Genomic DNA, 15,118 nt, shown 5'->3' on the forward strand with positions numbered 1-15,118 from the left:
GGCTGGCCGATCGCTGCCGGCCGGCCGGCAGCTGATCGGGCGAGTGGCTGGGACGTTCCGGTCGGTCGGCGACCGGAACGTCACATCCGGCGGCCTCGCGCCCCGGCCGCCTCCTCAGGCCGTCGTCGCGAAGTGCTGGGCCTGGTCGTCGGCGACCGGTCCCAGCTCGTCGGGGAGGTCGCCGGCCGGCCACGACTGCCACTCGTGGAGCCCCCGGGCCTTGCGCCAGCGGTAGACGATCCGCCCGTGCGCGTTCATCGCGTACCAGGCGGCGTAGGTCGACGGAGTCACCAGCGGGATCCAGAAGCGATCGGAGAGCGGGTCGAGCGGGGCGACCGATCCGGGCGTGATCTCGGCGCCGATGTGGCCCTCGCCGTCCTCGAGCGTCAGGCGGGCGCGGATCGTGCCGTCGGCGTCGCAGATCTGGGTCTCGCCGATCATCTCCGTCTTCCACGGGATCGACGGCGCCAGCGGGGTCTGCGACTCGACCGGCCCGACGTGGGCGGCGTGGACGACCGGCGCGCCGACCAGCCGCGCGACCTGGCGCGGCAGCTCGCGCGAGCCCTGGCGCCAGACCGCGTGCTCGCGGTCGACCCAGCGGCGCAGCGGCCCGGGCCAGTTGAGCGGGAACGACGGCCAGCACATCCCACCGAGCACCAGGTCGACCCCGCGCAGCCGGCGCGAGGTCCGGTAGCGCATCCACTCCCAGCCGGAGCAGAGCCCGACGTCGAGCCCGAGGGTCGCGCAGTGGAACCGGCCCTCGTCGTCGCCGCCGCGGTAGTAGTTGTTCTCCCAGGCGGTCGGGATGTCCTTGTCGTGCAGGTGGGCGCTGCCGTCGGGCTCGGCCAGCACGAAGGTCCCGTAGGCGTCGTCGCCGCGGCGGGCCAGGAAGCCGCCGCCGATCACGCAGTCGAGCTCGCGCGAGAGCCGCGTCAGGAGCTGGAACGGCGCGCCGTCGACCGGCCGGGCGACGCCGCGCAGCTTGTCGTGGAAGACGTTCGGCGAGGTCATCGCCTCGGGCACGACGATCACCTGCGGGTCGTGCTCGCGGTGGGCGTCACGGATCAGGTCCTCGATCCGCAGCAGGTTGGACTCGACCGCGCCCAGCTCGAGGTGCGGCTGGACGGCGGCGACGCGGATCGGCTGGCGGGGGCTCATGCGGGCACCTGGGTCTCGGTGGTCGGGGTCGGGGTCGACGTGGTCGACGGGGTCGACGGGGTGGCGGCGGCGCGCTCGGGAGCGGTCGCGGCGGTCCTCTTGGCGGCGCCGGCCGGGCGGCGGGCGCGCGAGCGGGCGGCCGCGGCGGGCTTGGCGTCGCCGGTCGGCGTCGCGTCGGGCGCGGTCGAGCCGGAGGCGTCGGCGGACGCCGCGCCGGTCGCCGCCAGGTCGCGCCGCGGCGGCACCGCCGGCCACGACCACCCGGGATGCTCCGAGCCGACGATCGTCCGCGTCGAGCGGAAGCGTCGGGCGCGGATCTCGGCCCGCACCGCCAGGTCGGTCCGCAGCTCGGGGAGCGACTCGCGCAGGATCGCGCCGGCCTCTCGCGGTCGGCGGCGGATCGCGCCGACGGTCGCGCGCAGGAGCCGCGACACGGGCAGCACGTCCTGCTGCGTGCGGACCCGCTGGAAGAGGTCCCCCAGATCCGGCTCGCCGGTGCCGGGCGAGCGGTGGGCGACCTCGATCAGCGCCCGCAGCTGCGGCTGGATCCGCGTCTCGCCGTTCGCGAAGTGGTAGGCGGACAGGCACTCGTCATCGCGCGCCTGCTCCCAGCGCCGCAGCGCGGCGTCGAGCGCGGCCGGGTCGTCGAGGACCGGCGCCGCCGCCTCGCCGAGCGAGCGGCCCATCCACAGCGCGTCGCGCTGGCCGTTGCCGATCACGGGGTCCTTGAAGTGCCCGGCGTCGCCCGCCAGCGCCCAGCCGGGACCGCTGCTGGAGCGGAAGTAGGCCGGCACGTCGGCGGTCGAGCGCAGCTTGCCGATGTTGGTCGCCCCGGCGATCCGCTCGGCGAACCCGGGGTGGCGGCGCAGGAACTCGTCCCAGACGCCCTCGGGGTCCTTGCGGGCGCGGGCGACGTCGGCGGCCGGGCCCATCACCAGCGCGATCGTCCGCGGTCGCGGGGCGCTCGGGAAGACCATGCAGAACGAGTTGCCGTCCCGCCACTGCGAGAGCGTCTCGTTGAGCGGCGTGTCGACCTGCGGGTCGTCGATGTAGCGGAACACCAGGCCGCGTCCGTTCTTCGACGCGCGGTAGGGCGTCCAGGCCCCGACGCGGGCGGCGATCGTCGAGCGGCGGCCGTCAGCGCCGATCACCAGCTTCGCCTGCAGCTCGCGGACCTCGCCGTCGGCGTCCTTGTAGCGGACCCCGGCCGCGCGGCCGCCGCGCCAGAGCACGTCGAGCACCTCGCAGCCCTCGCGGATGTCGGCGCCGTGCTCGCGGGCGGTCTCGACCAGCGCCGCGTCCTGCAGCGGGCGCGGGATGCACCAGACGTAGTCCGCCTGGCCGCAGGCGCCCCAGCGCTCGTGGACCGCCACCTCGTCGCCGAAGTGGATCGACAGCGTGCGCATGTACGACGGGTCGAGGGCGGCGATCCGGTCGTAGGCGCCCATGTGGCGCAGCTCGTCGATCCCGCCGCCGAACAGCACGTGGGTCGAGAGGGTGTCCGACGGGAACCGCGACCGGTCCAGGACCACCACGTTGCGGCCGCGGCGGGCCAGTTCGGCGGCCGCGGTGGTTCCCGCCAGCCGCGCGCCGACGATCACGACATCATGCTCTCCCATGGCGCGACCATAACCACCGGCCGTCTATAGTTGCAAGTGAATTCACCTATGAACCCGATTTCAACTGAAGCCGAGCGCGCGGTCGACGGCGCGCTCGCGCCCTCGGCGCGACGGCCGGCACGCGGCGAGCGGCGTGCCGCGCGGACCCGCGCGGCGATCCTCGACGCCGCCGAGCGGGCGTTCCGCGTCGACGGCTATCGGGGCACCAAGGTCGAGGACGTCGCCGAGGCCGCCGACGTCGCGATCGGATCGATCTACAGCCACTTCGGCAGCAAGGACGGCCTGTACCACGCGCTCGCCGAGCGCTCGGTCGAGCTGTTCGCCGCCTACATGGCGCAGGCCTACACCGACGACCGCACGCCGCTGGAGCAGGTGCTGGCCGCCGGCGACACCTACCTGCGCTTCCACCTCGAGCATCCCGGCGCCTTCCGCTTCCTGGCCTTCGACGGCGTCGAGACCGCGCCGATCGAGGACGACGCCGTGCGGGCGCGGATCTCCGACCGGATCGAGCAGCTGATCGAGCGCTTCCGCCAGCAGATCCAGGCGGCGATCGACAGCGGCGAGGCCCGCCCGCTCGACGCCCGCCAGCTGTCGCGGTTCCTGTGGGGCGCCTGGAACGGCGTGATCGCGCTCAGCCTGCGGCCCGACCGGATGGCGTTGAGCGACGACGAGGTCGCCGCCTGCATCCAGACCGGGCGCCGGCTCGTGCTCGAGGGCCTGGTCGCCCCGGCCGCCCGCGACGCCGCCGGCGACGCGAAGGCGCGGCTGGTGCGGGTCGACTCGCCGCCCGACCCGGCCTGACCGGCGCGACTGTGCCACGGGCACACCGCCCGCGGTGGAAGCCACGGCCGCGCGCCCATGCTCGCGGGGCGACCGGCGGCTACGGTCGTGTGGATCGATGCGCGCCGGCCGTCCGCCGGCACGCCGGACAGGAGCGAGGGGATCCCATGGGCTACGCCCGGATGCGCCGGATCGTGACGATGGCGATCGTGCTGCTGACGCTCGGCCCGGCGGCGGGGGCCGGCGCCGCGACGCCGGCCGCGGCGCCGCGCGGCGCCGCGGCCGCCACCGACATCGTCGACGTCCCGATCAGCTTCCGGGTCGTCAACCGCAACCGGACGGCGATCCCCTGCCTCGGAGCGCCGGACAACCGCAGCTACGCGGTCCGGGGCACGCTCGTCGCGCCGCGCGCGGTGCTCGAGGACGGCGCCCCCGCGGTCACGCTCTACCTGCACGGGCTCGGCTACTCCGGCTCGCTGTTCTTCCGCTTCGACGGGGCGCCGGGCTACGACTACGCCTACGAGCAGGCGCGCGCCGGCCACGCGTCGGTGGTCGTCGACCGGCTCGGCAACCCCGCCCAGGGCGACCTGCCCAACGGCAACGCGACCTGCATCCCGGCGCAGGCCGACATGGCCGACCAGATGGTGCGGGCGCTGCGCGCCGGTCGCTACGAGACGACCGCGCCGCGGCCGTCGTTCTCGCGGGTGGTGCTGGCCGGCCACTCGCTCGGCGGCTTCATCACCCAGATCACCCAGTACTCCTTCCGCAGCGCCGACGCGATCGCCGTGATCGGCTACACCGACATCCCCTCGCCGCGCGCCCTGACGACCTTCCTGACGGCCGGGGCCGACTGCCTGCTCGCCCCGCGACGGGCCAACGGCGGCAGCGGCGCGCCCGGCTACGCGGCGTTCGGCCGCACCGCCGGCGACTTCGCGGCCGGGCACTTCCACGACATCGACCCGGCGGTCGCCGCGATCGTGCTGGCCCGCCGCAACCTCGACAGCTGCGGCGACCTGCTGTCGGCGCTGCAGTCGCTGGTCGTCGACCACGTCGGCACCCGGCTCGGGATCACCTCGCCGGTGCTCGTGATCTCCGGCGCCGACGACGCGCTCTTCACGCCGCCGACGAACCGGCTGCAGGCGGCGACCGCGTTCCCGCTCGCCCACGACGTGTCGCTGGTCGAGCTGCCGGACACCGGCCACGCGGTCACGCTCGGCCGGACTCACGAGGCGTTCCTGGCGGCGATGGACCGCTGGCTGCGGGCGCACGGGGCCTGAGCGCGGCCGGAGCGTGAGGGCGGCCAGTCGGCCCGCCGCGTCCGGACGCGGCCCTCAGGCCCGGTCGCGCACGTGCTGGCGCAGGACCGAGGCGGCGGCGAGGCGATCCTCGTCGCCGGAGCGGACGGCGGCGAGAACCTGCTCGGGAGCGTGGACGCCGCCGTCGTAGACGATCACGATCGAGTCGTCCCCGTCCCGCAGGAACGTCGTCTCGCCGAACGGCGCGTAGCGGGTGGCGCCGATCCCGACCAGGACCTGCTCGGGCCGCCCGGCGCGCAGGTAGGCGCCGACCGGCTCCAGCGGCGTCTCCGGCGATCCGACCTGGTGGGCCAGGCGGTCGACGATCCAGTCCAGCAGCTGCTGCCCGTAGTAGCTGTACTCCGGCAGCGGACTGTCGAGCCCGTAGGCGTCGACCCGCTCGCCGCGGCGCAGGAAGCTCGCCAGCCGGAAGCGCGCCGTCGGGCCGTCGGGCGAGAGGTCCTCGACCGCGAAGCCGCGGGCGGCGACGCCCTTGGAGTCCGTGCCCCAGTTCTTCTTCTCGCTGATCTTCGACGCGCCCGGGCGGCGGATCGAGCAGTCGTTGAAGGCGGCGATCGCCTGCGGCTCGAGCGCGTCGACGGCACCGTCGGCCGCGTAGCGGACCCGCGCCAGCAGCCCGACCTCGGGCTCGATCTGGAGGTTGACCGGCTCGCTCGACCCGGGCTTGGCGATCGCGTCGTTGGACAGCGGGAAGGCGCGCAGGAAGGCCGGGACCCGGCCGTCGTCCGGGCCGGGGACGAACCACGGGAAGATCCCCTTCGGGGCCTCGGCCGCGGCGGCCACGTTGACGAAGTCGCCGGCCTCGCCGGCCTGCTCGAGGTGGCCGGCGAAGTTCCCGGCGACCCCGAACCCGAAGGTCGCGCGGAGGTCGTCGAGCGGCAGATCGATCACCGGCGGGAGGTTAGGGAAGCGCGATCGCCGGCGGTCGACCAGGGCCCTTCCGCCGACGACGGATAGCGTTGCCGCGTGGATCTGTTCGGCCTCCTCCTCCACGGCACCCTCGCCCTGGACCTGATCGGCCTGGCGGTGCGGATCGCGGCGATCGTGATCGTCCCGGTCAACCGCCGGCCGGAGTCGGCGATGGCGTGGCTGATGGCGATCTTCCTGATCCCGTACATCGGGGTGATCGCGTTCCTGCTGATCGGCAACCCGAAGCTGCCCGCGCACCGCCGCCGCCGCCAGCGCGAGGCCAACCGGCTGATCCTGGAGCGGACGGCGGGGATGGGCGAGGTGCCGGCGATCGACCCCGGTCCGTCGTGGCTGGCGTCGGTCGTGCGGCTGAACCGCAACCTCGGGGCGATGCCGCTGGTGACCGGCAACACCGCCGACCTGATCGAGGACTACGGCGAGTCGCTGCAGGCGATGACCGACGCGGTCGCCGCCGCCCGGGACACGATCCACTGCGAGTTCTACATCGTCAGCGCCGACGCGACGACGGCGCCGTTCTTCGACGCGCTGGAGGCGGCGGTCGCCCGCGGCGTGACCGTGCGGGTGCTCTACGACCACATCGGATCGCTGCGCACGCCCCACTACCGGCGGACGCTGCGGCGGCTGCGATCGAGCGGCGTCGACTGGCGGCCGATGCTGCCGGTCCAGCCGCTGCGCGGGCGCTACCAGCGGCCCGACCTGCGCAACCACCGCAAGCTGCTGGTGGTCGACGGCGACGTCGCCTTCGTCGGCTCGCAGAACCTGATCGACCGCAGCTACAACAAGCGCGCGAACCGCCGCCGCGGCCTCCAGTGGCAGGAGCTGATGGCGCGGGTGCGGGGGCCGATCGTCGCCGGGATCGACGCGGTCTTCGTCACCGACTGGCACAGCGAGGGCGGCGAGCAGCTGGAGCTGGAGATCACCGACGCCGACCCGGCCCACGCCGCGACGACCCTCGAATGCCAGGTCGTGCCGAGCGGGCCCGGGTTCGACGACGACAACAACCTCAAGCTCTTCAACTCGCTGATCTACAACGCCCAGCGCCGGGTCAGCATCACCAGCCCGTACTTCGTGCCCGACGAGTCGCTGATGCACGCGGTCACGACCGCGGCCGAGCGCGGGCTCGACGTCGAGCTGTTCGTCTCCGAGATCGGCGACCAGCCGCTGGTCTTCCACGCGCAGCGCTCCTACTACGAGCCGCTGCTGCGGTCCGGCGTGCGGATCCACCGCTACCCGGCGCCGTACATCCTCCACGCCAAGCACCTGACGGTCGACGAGGACGTCTCGGTGGTCGGCTCGTCGAACATGGACATGCGCTCGTTCGGCCTCAACATGGAGCTGTCGCTGATGGTCTCCGGCCGCGAGTTCGCCGACCAGCTGCGGGCGGTCGAGGACCACTACCGCAGCGTCAGCCGGGAGCTGACGCTGGCCGAGCACCGTGGCCGCCCGTGGCCGAGCCGGATCGTCGACAACCTGGCGCGGCTGACCTCGGCGCTGCAGTAGGGCCGGCCGGCGGGCGGGCTCCGGACGAGCCCGCCCGCCGCCGGTCGATCAGCAGGGGGTGCTCAGGAAGTCCAGCGCGCGCTGGATCGCCGGCACGTCGTTGACGATCCCGTGGTCGACGCCGGGGATGTAGAGCGGCGCCCAGCCTCGCGCGCCCTTGTGCATCGCGCCCACGCCGCGAGCGCCCTCGCCGAAGAACTGGTCGCGGCTGCCGACCTGGTCGTAGTAGCAGACCTGCGAGTCGTTGTCGCGACCGTCCTCGCCGTTGGTGGTGCCCGGGAGCGCCTCCCGCCAGTACCCCTGGCTGACGAGGTCCTGGAAGTAGAACCCGCCCGGCGGCATCACGCCGACCGTGAAGAGGTTGATCCGCCCGCTGCCGACCGGGATGTTCTGGAACGGCGGCGGGAACGGGTAGTCGTGGATGTCGACGATCGGCCGCACGAGGCCGGCCAGGCCGACCTGGTGGCGGACGCGATCGGCGAGCCAGTGGAGCACGGCGTAGTTGGCCACCTGCCCGCCCTCGGAGTAGCCGATCAGGTCGACCTTGCCGGGGATGCCGCGCTCGTCCATGAGCCGGCCGAGGCCGGCCGCCGACTCGGCCAGGGCGCCGAGCCCGACGCTGCCGCCGACGAGCGGGTGCGAGTAGCGGTAGACCCAGACGCAGGGCCGCGGGGCGCTGTTGATGGTCCAGCCGACGACCGCGTTGGTGCGCGAGATCGTCTCGGTGTCGTCGTTGCCGAAGGCGATGAATCCGGGCAGGTAGATCACGTGCTGGACGCCGGGCCGGTCGCACTGCCGGTTGTTGACGTCGGTCATCCAGTCGCCGCGGGCGCGCTCGAGCGTCGGCGGATCGGCGTTGGCGACGGCCGGGACCGCCGCGCCGAGGCAGGCGAGGGCAGCGCCGGCGATCAACGCGCGGCGCAGCCGTGGGAACACGGACATGGTGCTGCTCCTCCTGGGACGTGGGCGTCGCGAGAGCGGCCACGTCCGGTCGCCGGGCGACTATGTACAGTCGCGTATGTTAACGCCGCGGAGTGCCCCGTCAAGTCGGGTCACGATCAGCCCTGATGCCTGATCGCGGCTCGGGATCGTCCTCTGTACGGCGATGTACCTTGCCGGCGGGGCGGACCGCGGTGAGGAAGGCCTCGATCTGGCCCAGCAGGCGCTCGACGGGGTAGGTCGCCGGGTCACGCAGGTGCAGCCGGGCGCCCTCGCGGATCACCGCCTGCAGCATCCGGGTGATCACGTCGCTGTCGAGCGCGCCCAGCCCGCGCCGCTCGAGCCCGCGGGCGACGACCGGCTCCAGCAGGCTCGCCACCAGCTCGCGCCCGGCGTCGAGCCGGGCGGCGAACCGCGGCGGCAGCCCCTCCGGCGCCAGGAAGACGACGTGCCACATGTCCGGGTCGCGGGCCAGCTCCGAGAACAGCCCGCGGAGCCCGTCGAGCAGCAGCCGGTCGACGTCGATGCCGGACAGCGATGCGCTGCGGATCGCGGCCGCCGGGACGAGGGCCGCGACGCGCTGGACCGCCCGCTGCTCGCTGCGGGTGATCAGCGCGTCGGCCAGGGCGTCGAGCGAGTCGAAATGCGCGTAGACGACGGTCCGCGCGACCCCGGCCTCGCGGGCCACGCGGTCGATCGACAGCGCGTGGGCGCCGTCGCTGGCGACCAGGTGCAGCGTCACGTCGAGCAGCTGCTCGCGGCGATCGGCACCGCGCATCCGTTGTCGGCGAGGCTCCATCTCGCGCCAGACTCTGCCACCCCGCGCGGCGGGGCCGCCGCCGCTCAGCTCGCGGTCAGGTCGCGCTCGTAGATCACCATCGACGACAGCCGCGCGACCTGGTCGTAGAGGCTGCGGGCGCGGCCGTTGAACTGCTGGGTCCGCCAGTGCAGCCGGGTCGCGCCGCGCTTGCGGGCCTCCTCCGCCACGGCCTCGATCAGGCGCCGCCCGACGTCCCCGCCGCGGACCTCGGGCGCCACGAACAGGTCCTCGAGGTAGCAGGAGCCGCCGGTGCTCCAGGTCGAGGGGTGGAGCAGCGCGTGGACCAGGCCGATCGGGCGGTCGGCCTCGTCCACGGCGACGAACGCGAACATCCCCTCCTGGCCGCAGAGGCGCCGGAAGCTCTCGTCGGTCACCGAGGACGGGAGCTCGCGGCGGTAGAAGTCCAGGTAGCCCGCCCAGAGCACGTCCCAGGCTGCGCGGTCGCGGTCGGCGAGGGGGCGGATCGGATGGCTCATGCGAGCAGTCTCGCGGGCGGCGGGCCGCGCGCCCAGGGGACGCTCCGTCTAGCGTCGCGACCCGCGACGCAGCGTCCGGTCCGCTGCCGGGATCGCCACGCAGCAGCGGTCGGGCCCTGGGTCCAGCTGCGGCTGCGCCGGGCACGCCAGGCCGCTCGCCAGGCCGTCGAGCAGCGCCAGGTTCATCGCGCAGACGACATCGGGGTGGCGCTGGGCGGCGGCGTGGAACGGGCAGTTGCGCAGCCGCAGCGTCCCGTCGTCGTCGTAGGGCTCGTAGCCGCGCGAGCGCAGCGCGTCCTCGACCGTCGCCGGAGCGGGATCGGCGTCGGCGAGCTCGCGGCCGAGCTGCTCGGCCGCGGCCCGCAGCGCCCGCCCGGTGGTGCCGGTGGCGTCGCCCGCGGCGGCCTCGGCCAGCAGCAGCGCCGCCAGCCCGTAGTCGCGCGGCGGGGCGGTCGCGGCGAACTCCGCCTCGGCGCGGGCGTAGAGCTTCGCCGGGCGTCCGGCGCCGGGGCCGGAGCGGCCGGAGCGGCGGGCATAGGAGACGACCAGCAGGCCGTCCTTGGCCAGTCGATCGAGGTGGTAGGCGGCCAGCGTCCGGGTGATCCCGGCGGCGTCGGCCGCCTCGCCGCGGCCGATCGGCGTGGGGGAGCCGGCGACGGCCTCGTAGAGCCGGCGGCGCACGGGGTCCGCCAGCCCGCCGAGCGCGGCAATCGCGTCGAGCCCGGGATCGTCCATCGCCCGATTCTATCGCCAATGACTCTTGACATTCGAGCGGCGAGGGAGTTCCCTGTTCTTAAACTAAGATCAACTTGTTTTAGAACGGAGCCTTCCCGTGTCCATCGACCTTCCCGCCGATCCCCTCCCGCAGCCGCGCGCGCTTCCGGCGTCCTCCGCCGTCGCCCGCGACGCCGGCTACCAGGCGTTCCTGATGCTGCGGCTGGCGTTCGCCGTCGCGCCGATCGCCTTCGGCCTCGACAAGTTCCTCGACGTCCTCGTCGACTGGCCGATCTACCTGGCCCCATGGCTCAACGACCTGCTGCCCGGCGACGGCTCGGACGCGATGCACCTGGTCGGCGTGATCGAGATCGTCGCCGGCGTCGCCGTGGCGATCCGCCCCCGCTACGGGGCGCCGCTGGTGGCGGCCTGGCTCGCGGGGATCATCGTCAACTACCTGACGCTGTCGGGCTACTACGACATCGCGCTGCGCGACGTCGGCCTGCTGCTGGCGGCGCTGACCCTGACGCGGCTCGCCTGGCACTACGACCGGCCGCGCTCCCCGGGACGCGAGCGGTGAGCGGGTCGCAGGATCTGGCGGCGCTTCCGGCGCGCGGCGAGCGGACGGAGGAGGGGATCGACCTGGCTCGGGCCGAGCGGGCGACGGCCGAGCTGCTGCGGGCGCTCGGCGCCGATCCCGCAGGCGACGAGGAGGCGCTGCGCCAGACCCCGCGGCGGGTTGCGGCGGCCTTCGGCCAGCTGCTGACGCCACGGCCCTTCGACGCGACGACGTTCCCGAACGACGAGGGCTACGACGAGCTGGTGGTGGTCCACGACATCCCCTTCCGGTCGCTCTGCATGCACCATCTGCTGCCGTTCCATGGCGTGGCCCACGTCGGCTACGTGCCCGGGGAGCGGATCGTCGGTCTCAGCAAGCTGGCGCGGGTGGTCGAGTGGTTCTCGAGCGGGCTCCAGACGCAGGAGCGGCTGACCGCGCAGGTCGCAGACTGGCTGCAGGACGAGCTGGCGCCGGTCGGCGTCGGGGTCGCGCTCGAGGCCGAGCACCTCTGCATGACGCTGCGCGGCGTCGGCGCGCGGGGCGCCGCGACAACGACGCTCGCCCGCCGCGGGGCGATCCGCGACGACCCCGACGTGGGCGCGGAGTTCCGCGCGCGGGTGGCGGATCGCGGTGGTCGATGAGGCTGCGGCGTCGAGCCCGGTCGCGCGCCGTGCGGGCGCCACCGCCGGCGGCCGAACGCGGTGTCGCGCGCCCCGCCCGACGACGTTCCCGCGGCCCTAGGCTGGGGCGATGAGCAGCTGGGCGGAGCGGATCGGCCTCGAGCACCCGGTCGTCCAGGCCGGGATGGGCGGCGGGCTGTCGACCGCGCCGCTGGCCGCGGCGGTCTCGGCCGCGGGCGGCCTCGGGACCGTCGGGATCATGCCGCCGCGGGCGTTCTCGGCCGAGCTGCGCGCGGCCCGGGCGCTCGCCGCCGGTCGCCCGGTCGCGGCCAACCTACTGCTGCCGTTCCTGCGCAGGGCTCACGTCCGCGCCTGCGTCGAGTCCGGCGTGACGGTCGTGGTGCTGCACGGCGGCTTCGCCCCGCGCGTCGTGGCGACGCTGCGGGCGGCGGGGATCGTCGTCCTGCAGCAGGTCGGGACCGCGACCGAGGCCCGGCGAGCACTCGCCGACGGGGTCGACGGGCTGATCGTCCAGGGGCTCGAGGCGGGAGGCCACACCTACGCGGCCCTGCCGCTGAGGGCGGCCCTGCGCGCGGTCCGTGACGAGGTCCCCGACCGGACGCCGGTGCTGGCCGCCGGCGGGATCGTCGACGGCGCCGATGTCGCCCGGGTGCTGGCCGAGGGTGCCGACGCCGCCGTCGTCGGCACCCGCTTCCTGGCCACTGAGGAGTCCCGCGCCCACCCCGGCTACAAGCGGGCGCTGATCGACGGATCGCGGACCGTCGACACGCTGCTCTTCGGCTTCGGCTGGCCGATGCGCCACCGGGTGCTGGTGAACGCGGCGACCGACCGCTGGTGTCGCCGGGATCCCCGTGGGCCGCGCGCGGTGCGGCTGCTGAGCGCGGCCAGCGGGCCGCTCGGGCGGGTCCTGCCGCTGACCGTGATGGAGCTGGCGGCGAGGGTCCAGCACCCGACGATCCCGGTCCTCACGCCGGGTCCGCCGGTCGCCGGCGGCGGTCCCGATCGGATCCTCCGCGCGACCGCGCTCTACGCCGGGCAGGGCGTTGGGCGGATCGGCGACGTGCGGCCGGCGGCCGAGGTGGTGCGGGCGCTGGCGTCGGGGTAGCGGGGCCTCGCAAGGCCCTGGCTGGAAGTCCCTTGGGGCGAGGGCTCGGGTTGCGTCTGGTCGCGCCCTGGTGGGCCTCTGGGGTGACCGGGTTCTCGACCAGGCTGCGCCCCGGCGCGAGGTCCAGCACGACCGCTCGCGCATGTGCCGGGCACACCGGCCTCGCCGACGGCGGGCGCTTCGAGGTGGGGAGGGGGGACTTCGGCGGAACCTGCGACAGAAGGGCATGCGCGTCCCCGATGCCCGGTCCCACTCGCTCGCCGCCGTCCGCCCCTTCGCCCGGATCGCTCCGCTCACCGAGGCCGACGCCGGGCGCGGCCTGCTGTACGCGATCGCGCTCGGGATCGACGTCACGGTCCAGGACGAGACGATCGAGCGGCGGCGGTCGACGCTCTCGCTGCTGTGCGCGTCGCTCGGGCACCTGGTCAACCTGACCGTCGCCGCGGAGTACGTGGCGCTCGAGGAGCCGCCGCCGCCCGTCCTGCGGATCGTCCGCCAGACCACGGCGGGGGCGGTGCGGCTGATCTGGCAGGCGCTCCAGACGCACGCGGCCGAGGTCGGCTACGCGCCCGGGCCGTGGCGCGACGTGGCGGCCCGAGAGGCCAGCCTGGTGGTGGCCCACGGAGCCGACCGGCAGACCGCGGGCTGCGCCGAGCTCGGCGACGTGCCGCGGCTGGCGCTGCGTCACGTCGCGGCCGCGATCGAGGTCGGTGCCGGCGACCGGATGGCGGTTCCCGGCGAGCTGGCGTCCGCGCTCGGGCTGCTGACGCCGGTCTACCTGCTCGCCACCGAGATGCTCGACTGACGACGTCGCGGGCGGCCTCGCCCGCTCAGACGGCGAGGCCGCGCTCGACGATCGCCCGGCCCTCGTCGAGCGCCGAGCGGACCTGCTCGTCGGTCAGCCGCAACCGGTCCTGGCGCAGGCTCAGCGCGATCACGCCGTTCCACGCGCCCCACAGGAACCGCATCCCGTCCTCGGCGGCGATCGGGCGGATCTCGCCCGCGTCGATCGCGGCCTGGAGGTCGTCGCCGACCGCACCGACCAGCCGCTCGACGCGGTCGGCGATCCGCTGCTCGACCGCGCTCAGGCCGGCGTCGACGGTCGGCTCGAGGATCCGCAGCGCGACCAGCCGGAAGGCGTCCGGCCGCTCCAGGTGGAAGCGCAGGTAGGCCTCGCCGGCGTCGAGCACGCGCCGCAGCGGCGAGGGCTCGTCGGGCACGTCGCGCATGTAGCGCTCGTTGACGTCGAGGGCCTCCTCGACCAGCGCCAGGTAGACGCCCTCCTTCGAGCGGAAGTGGAAGTACACCGACCCGACCGAGACGTCGGCCCGCTCGGCGATCTCGTCGATCGTGGTCCGCGCCATCCCGCGCAGGAAGAACAGCTCGCTGGCCGCCTCGAGGATCGCCCGGGCCGTGCGCGCCTTGCGGCGCTGCCCGCGGGTCGGAGCCTGCTCGGTCACCGTCGCGAGTCTACGCCGGCCGAGCGCCTCGCCGGTCTCGCGGTTGACGTGGCCACGGCCATGATTATAGTTGCGCTCAGTTTCGAGTAGGACTACAACGGGAAGGGACGGGATGGCGAACGGGACGACGACGATCCGCGCGGCGGCGCTCCAGATGGAGGCCGAGGTCGGCAACGTCGACGCGAACCTGGCGATGGCCGAGGCGCTCGCCGGCGACGCCGCGGCCCAGGGCGCGAGCTGGATCGTGCTGCCGGAGTTCTTCTCGACCGGCGTCGCCAACCGGCCCGAGCTGCGGGACGCCGCGCCGTCGCACGACGGGGCGCCGACGCGGCTGCTGCGTGATCTGGCCACCCGTCACGGGGCCCACGTCGGAGGATCGACGCTGGTCCGCGACGCCGACGGCCACGTCCGCAACGCCTTCCTGCTCTACAGGCCCGACGGCACCCTCGTCGGGCGCCACGACAAGGACCTGCCGACGATGTGGGAGAGCGCGCTCTACGTCGGCGGCGGCGATCCGGGCCGGTTCGACGCCAGCGGCACGGCCGTCGGCGTCGCCCTCTGCTGGGAGCTGATGCGCTGCCAGACCGCCGAGCGGCTCGCCGGCCGGGTCGACCTGGTGGTCGGCGGCTCGGGCTGGTGGAGCATCCCGCCGTGGCCGCCGCGCGCGCTGTTCCGGTCGCTGGAGGCCGCCAACCACCGTCGCGCGGTCGACGCGCCGGCGCGGTTCGCGCCCTACGTCGGAGCCCCGGTCGTCCACGCCGCGCACGCGGGAAGCTTCAACTGCCCCTGGCCGCTGGCCGGCGTCACCTACCATGGGCGCTACGCCGGCGGCGCGGCGATCTACGACGCGGACGGCAGCGTGCTGGCGATCCGCCGGCGCGACGAGGGTCCGGGCGTCGCGGTCGCCGACGTGCGCCTGCGGCGACGGACGCCGCGGGCGCTCCCGGACGGCTTCTGGCTGCAGCGGCGCGGGGCGATCGCCGCGGCCGCCTGGGCGTACCAGAACCCGCTCGGCCGGGCCCAGTACTGGCGCGAGCACCGCCGGCGACTCGATCGCGCGGCCGTGGCCGGGGGCCGGGCGTGAGCCGCGCGGCCCGGCGG

General features: G+C 74.7%; 16 protein-coding genes. 8 read left to right on the forward strand and 8 right to left on the reverse strand.

Annotated features, from left to right (window positions below; translation table 11 throughout):
* Positions 1 to 114: 114 nt before the first annotated feature.
* Positions 115 to 1,158 (reverse strand): carbon-nitrogen hydrolase family protein, encoded by a 1,044-nt coding sequence (locus tag PAI11_RS07770; RefSeq protein ID WP_007572710.1) that lies wholly within the window; start codon positions 1,156 to 1,158, stop codon positions 115 to 117.
* A complete protein-coding gene (locus PAI11_RS07775) occupies positions 1,155 to 2,777 on the reverse strand; it encodes an NAD(P)/FAD-dependent oxidoreductase (protein ID WP_086000327.1) in 1,623 nt (540 codons plus the stop codon). Before PAI11_RS07775 ends, PAI11_RS07770 begins: the two co-directional genes overlap by 4 nt.
* Positions 2,778 to 2,825: 48 nt before the next feature.
* On the opposite strand from PAI11_RS07775, the gene PAI11_RS07780 reads away from it, so the two are divergent.
* Together PAI11_RS07780 and PAI11_RS07785 are read left to right on the forward strand one after the other, a co-directional pair.
* The gene (locus PAI11_RS07780; protein WP_007572714.1) at positions 2,826 to 3,578 is read left to right on the forward strand and encodes a TetR/AcrR family transcriptional regulator; all 753 of its coding nucleotides are present in this window, start codon (positions 2,826 to 2,828) and stop codon (positions 3,576 to 3,578) included.
* A gap of 146 nt (positions 3,579 to 3,724) precedes the next feature.
* On the forward strand, positions 3,725 to 4,834 hold the full coding sequence (locus PAI11_RS07785; protein WP_007572716.1) for an alpha/beta hydrolase: 1,110 nt from the start codon (positions 3,725 to 3,727) through the stop codon (positions 4,832 to 4,834).
* A 54-nt stretch (positions 4,835 to 4,888) separates the two neighbouring features.
* Here PAI11_RS07785 and PAI11_RS07790 read toward each other — a convergent pair whose 3' ends face one another.
* Positions 4,889 to 5,764 carry a DUF5718 family protein gene (locus PAI11_RS07790; protein ID WP_007572718.1) on the reverse strand — a complete coding sequence of 292 codons (876 nt, stop codon included), beginning with the start codon at positions 5,762 to 5,764 and terminating at the stop codon, positions 4,889 to 4,891.
* Positions 5,765 to 5,839: 75 nt separating this feature from the next.
* On the opposite strand from PAI11_RS07790, the gene cls reads away from it, so the two are divergent.
* Positions 5,840 to 7,303: a cardiolipin synthase gene (gene cls / locus PAI11_RS07795; protein ID WP_007572719.1), complete on the forward strand. Its 1,464-nt coding sequence runs from the start codon at positions 5,840 to 5,842 to the stop codon at positions 7,301 to 7,303.
* A gap of 48 nt (positions 7,304 to 7,351) precedes the next feature.
* On the opposite strand, the gene PAI11_RS07800 is transcribed toward cls, so the two are convergent.
* From PAI11_RS07800 to PAI11_RS07815, 4 genes are all read right to left on the reverse strand, one after another.
* Positions 7,352 to 8,245: a lipase family protein gene (locus PAI11_RS07800; RefSeq protein WP_007572721.1), complete on the reverse strand. Its 894-nt coding sequence runs from the start codon at positions 8,243 to 8,245 to the stop codon at positions 7,352 to 7,354.
* 100 nt (positions 8,246 to 8,345) lie between these two features.
* The gene (locus PAI11_RS07805) at positions 8,346 to 9,020 is read right to left on the reverse strand and encodes a TetR/AcrR family transcriptional regulator (protein WP_007572724.1); all 675 of its coding nucleotides are present in this window, start codon (positions 9,018 to 9,020) and stop codon (positions 8,346 to 8,348) included.
* 65 nt (positions 9,021 to 9,085) lie between these two features.
* Positions 9,086 to 9,538, reverse strand: a complete 453-nt coding sequence (locus PAI11_RS07810; RefSeq protein WP_007572726.1) for a GNAT family N-acetyltransferase — start codon at positions 9,536 to 9,538, stop codon at positions 9,086 to 9,088.
* 48 nt (positions 9,539 to 9,586) lie between these two features.
* A complete protein-coding gene (locus tag PAI11_RS07815) occupies positions 9,587 to 10,273 on the reverse strand; it encodes a helix-turn-helix transcriptional regulator (protein ID WP_007572728.1) in 687 nt (228 codons plus the stop codon).
* A 97-nt stretch (positions 10,274 to 10,370) separates the two neighbouring features.
* Here PAI11_RS07815 and PAI11_RS27785 point away from each other — a divergent pair, with 97 nt between their 5' ends.
* From PAI11_RS27785 to PAI11_RS07835, 4 genes are all read left to right on the forward strand, one after another.
* On the forward strand, positions 10,371 to 10,832 hold the full coding sequence (locus PAI11_RS27785; RefSeq protein ID WP_007572730.1) for a hypothetical protein: 462 nt from the start codon (positions 10,371 to 10,373) through the stop codon (positions 10,830 to 10,832).
* Positions 10,829 to 11,452 carry a GTP cyclohydrolase I gene (gene folE, locus PAI11_RS07825; RefSeq protein WP_007572732.1) on the forward strand — a complete coding sequence of 208 codons (624 nt, stop codon included), beginning with the start codon at positions 10,829 to 10,831 and terminating at the stop codon, positions 11,450 to 11,452. Before PAI11_RS27785 ends, folE begins: the two co-directional genes overlap by 4 nt.
* A 109-nt stretch (positions 11,453 to 11,561) precedes the next feature.
* Positions 11,562 to 12,557 (forward strand): NAD(P)H-dependent flavin oxidoreductase, encoded by a 996-nt coding sequence (locus tag PAI11_RS07830; RefSeq protein WP_007572734.1) that lies wholly within the window; start codon positions 11,562 to 11,564, stop codon positions 12,555 to 12,557.
* A gap of 226 nt (positions 12,558 to 12,783) precedes the next feature.
* The gene (locus PAI11_RS07835) at positions 12,784 to 13,362 is read left to right on the forward strand and encodes a hypothetical protein (RefSeq protein WP_007572736.1); all 579 of its coding nucleotides are present in this window, start codon (positions 12,784 to 12,786) and stop codon (positions 13,360 to 13,362) included.
* Between the two features lie 25 nt (positions 13,363 to 13,387).
* On the opposite strand, the gene PAI11_RS07840 is transcribed toward PAI11_RS07835, so the two are convergent.
* The gene (locus PAI11_RS07840; protein ID WP_007572739.1) at positions 13,388 to 14,017 is read right to left on the reverse strand and encodes a TetR/AcrR family transcriptional regulator; all 630 of its coding nucleotides are present in this window, start codon (positions 14,015 to 14,017) and stop codon (positions 13,388 to 13,390) included.
* 112 nt (positions 14,018 to 14,129) lie between these two features.
* Between PAI11_RS07840 and PAI11_RS07845 the strand changes: the two genes are divergently transcribed.
* On the forward strand, positions 14,130 to 15,101 hold the full coding sequence (locus tag PAI11_RS07845) for a carbon-nitrogen hydrolase family protein (RefSeq protein ID WP_007572741.1): 972 nt from the start codon (positions 14,130 to 14,132) through the stop codon (positions 15,099 to 15,101).
* Positions 15,102 to 15,118 lie beyond the last annotated feature (17 nt).

Source organism: Patulibacter medicamentivorans (assembly GCF_000240225.1).
GTDB lineage: Bacteria > Actinomycetota > Thermoleophilia > Solirubrobacterales > Solirubrobacteraceae > Patulibacter > Patulibacter medicamentivorans.

Coding starts and splice junctions, on each gene's coding strand:
- PAI11_RS07770 (WP_007572710.1), bottom strand. CDS start 1,158: ATGAGCCCCCGCCAGCCGATCCGCGTCGCCGCCGTCCAGCCGCACCTC.
- PAI11_RS07775 (WP_086000327.1), bottom strand. CDS start 2,777: ATGGGAGAGCATGATGTCGTGATCGTCGGCGCGCGGCTGGCGGGAACC.
- PAI11_RS07780 (WP_007572714.1), top strand. CDS start 2,826: ATGAACCCGATTTCAACTGAAGCCGAGCGCGCGGTCGACGGCGCGCTC.
- PAI11_RS07785 (WP_007572716.1), top strand. CDS start 3,725: ATGGGCTACGCCCGGATGCGCCGGATCGTGACGATGGCGATCGTGCTG.
- PAI11_RS07800 (WP_007572721.1), bottom strand. CDS start 8,245: ATGTCCGTGTTCCCACGGCTGCGCCGCGCGTTGATCGCCGGCGCTGCC.
- PAI11_RS07805 (WP_007572724.1), bottom strand. CDS start 9,020: ATGCGCGGTGCCGATCGCCGCGAGCAGCTGCTCGACGTGACGCTGCAC.
- PAI11_RS07810 (WP_007572726.1), bottom strand. CDS start 9,538: ATGAGCCATCCGATCCGCCCCCTCGCCGACCGCGACCGCGCAGCCTGG.
- PAI11_RS07815 (WP_007572728.1), bottom strand. CDS start 10,273: ATGGACGATCCCGGGCTCGACGCGATTGCCGCGCTCGGCGGGCTGGCG.
- PAI11_RS07830 (WP_007572734.1), top strand. CDS start 11,562: ATGAGCAGCTGGGCGGAGCGGATCGGCCTCGAGCACCCGGTCGTCCAG.
- PAI11_RS07835 (WP_007572736.1), top strand. CDS start 12,784: ATGCGCGTCCCCGATGCCCGGTCCCACTCGCTCGCCGCCGTCCGCCCC.
- PAI11_RS07845 (WP_007572741.1), top strand. CDS start 14,130: ATGGCGAACGGGACGACGACGATCCGCGCGGCGGCGCTCCAGATGGAG.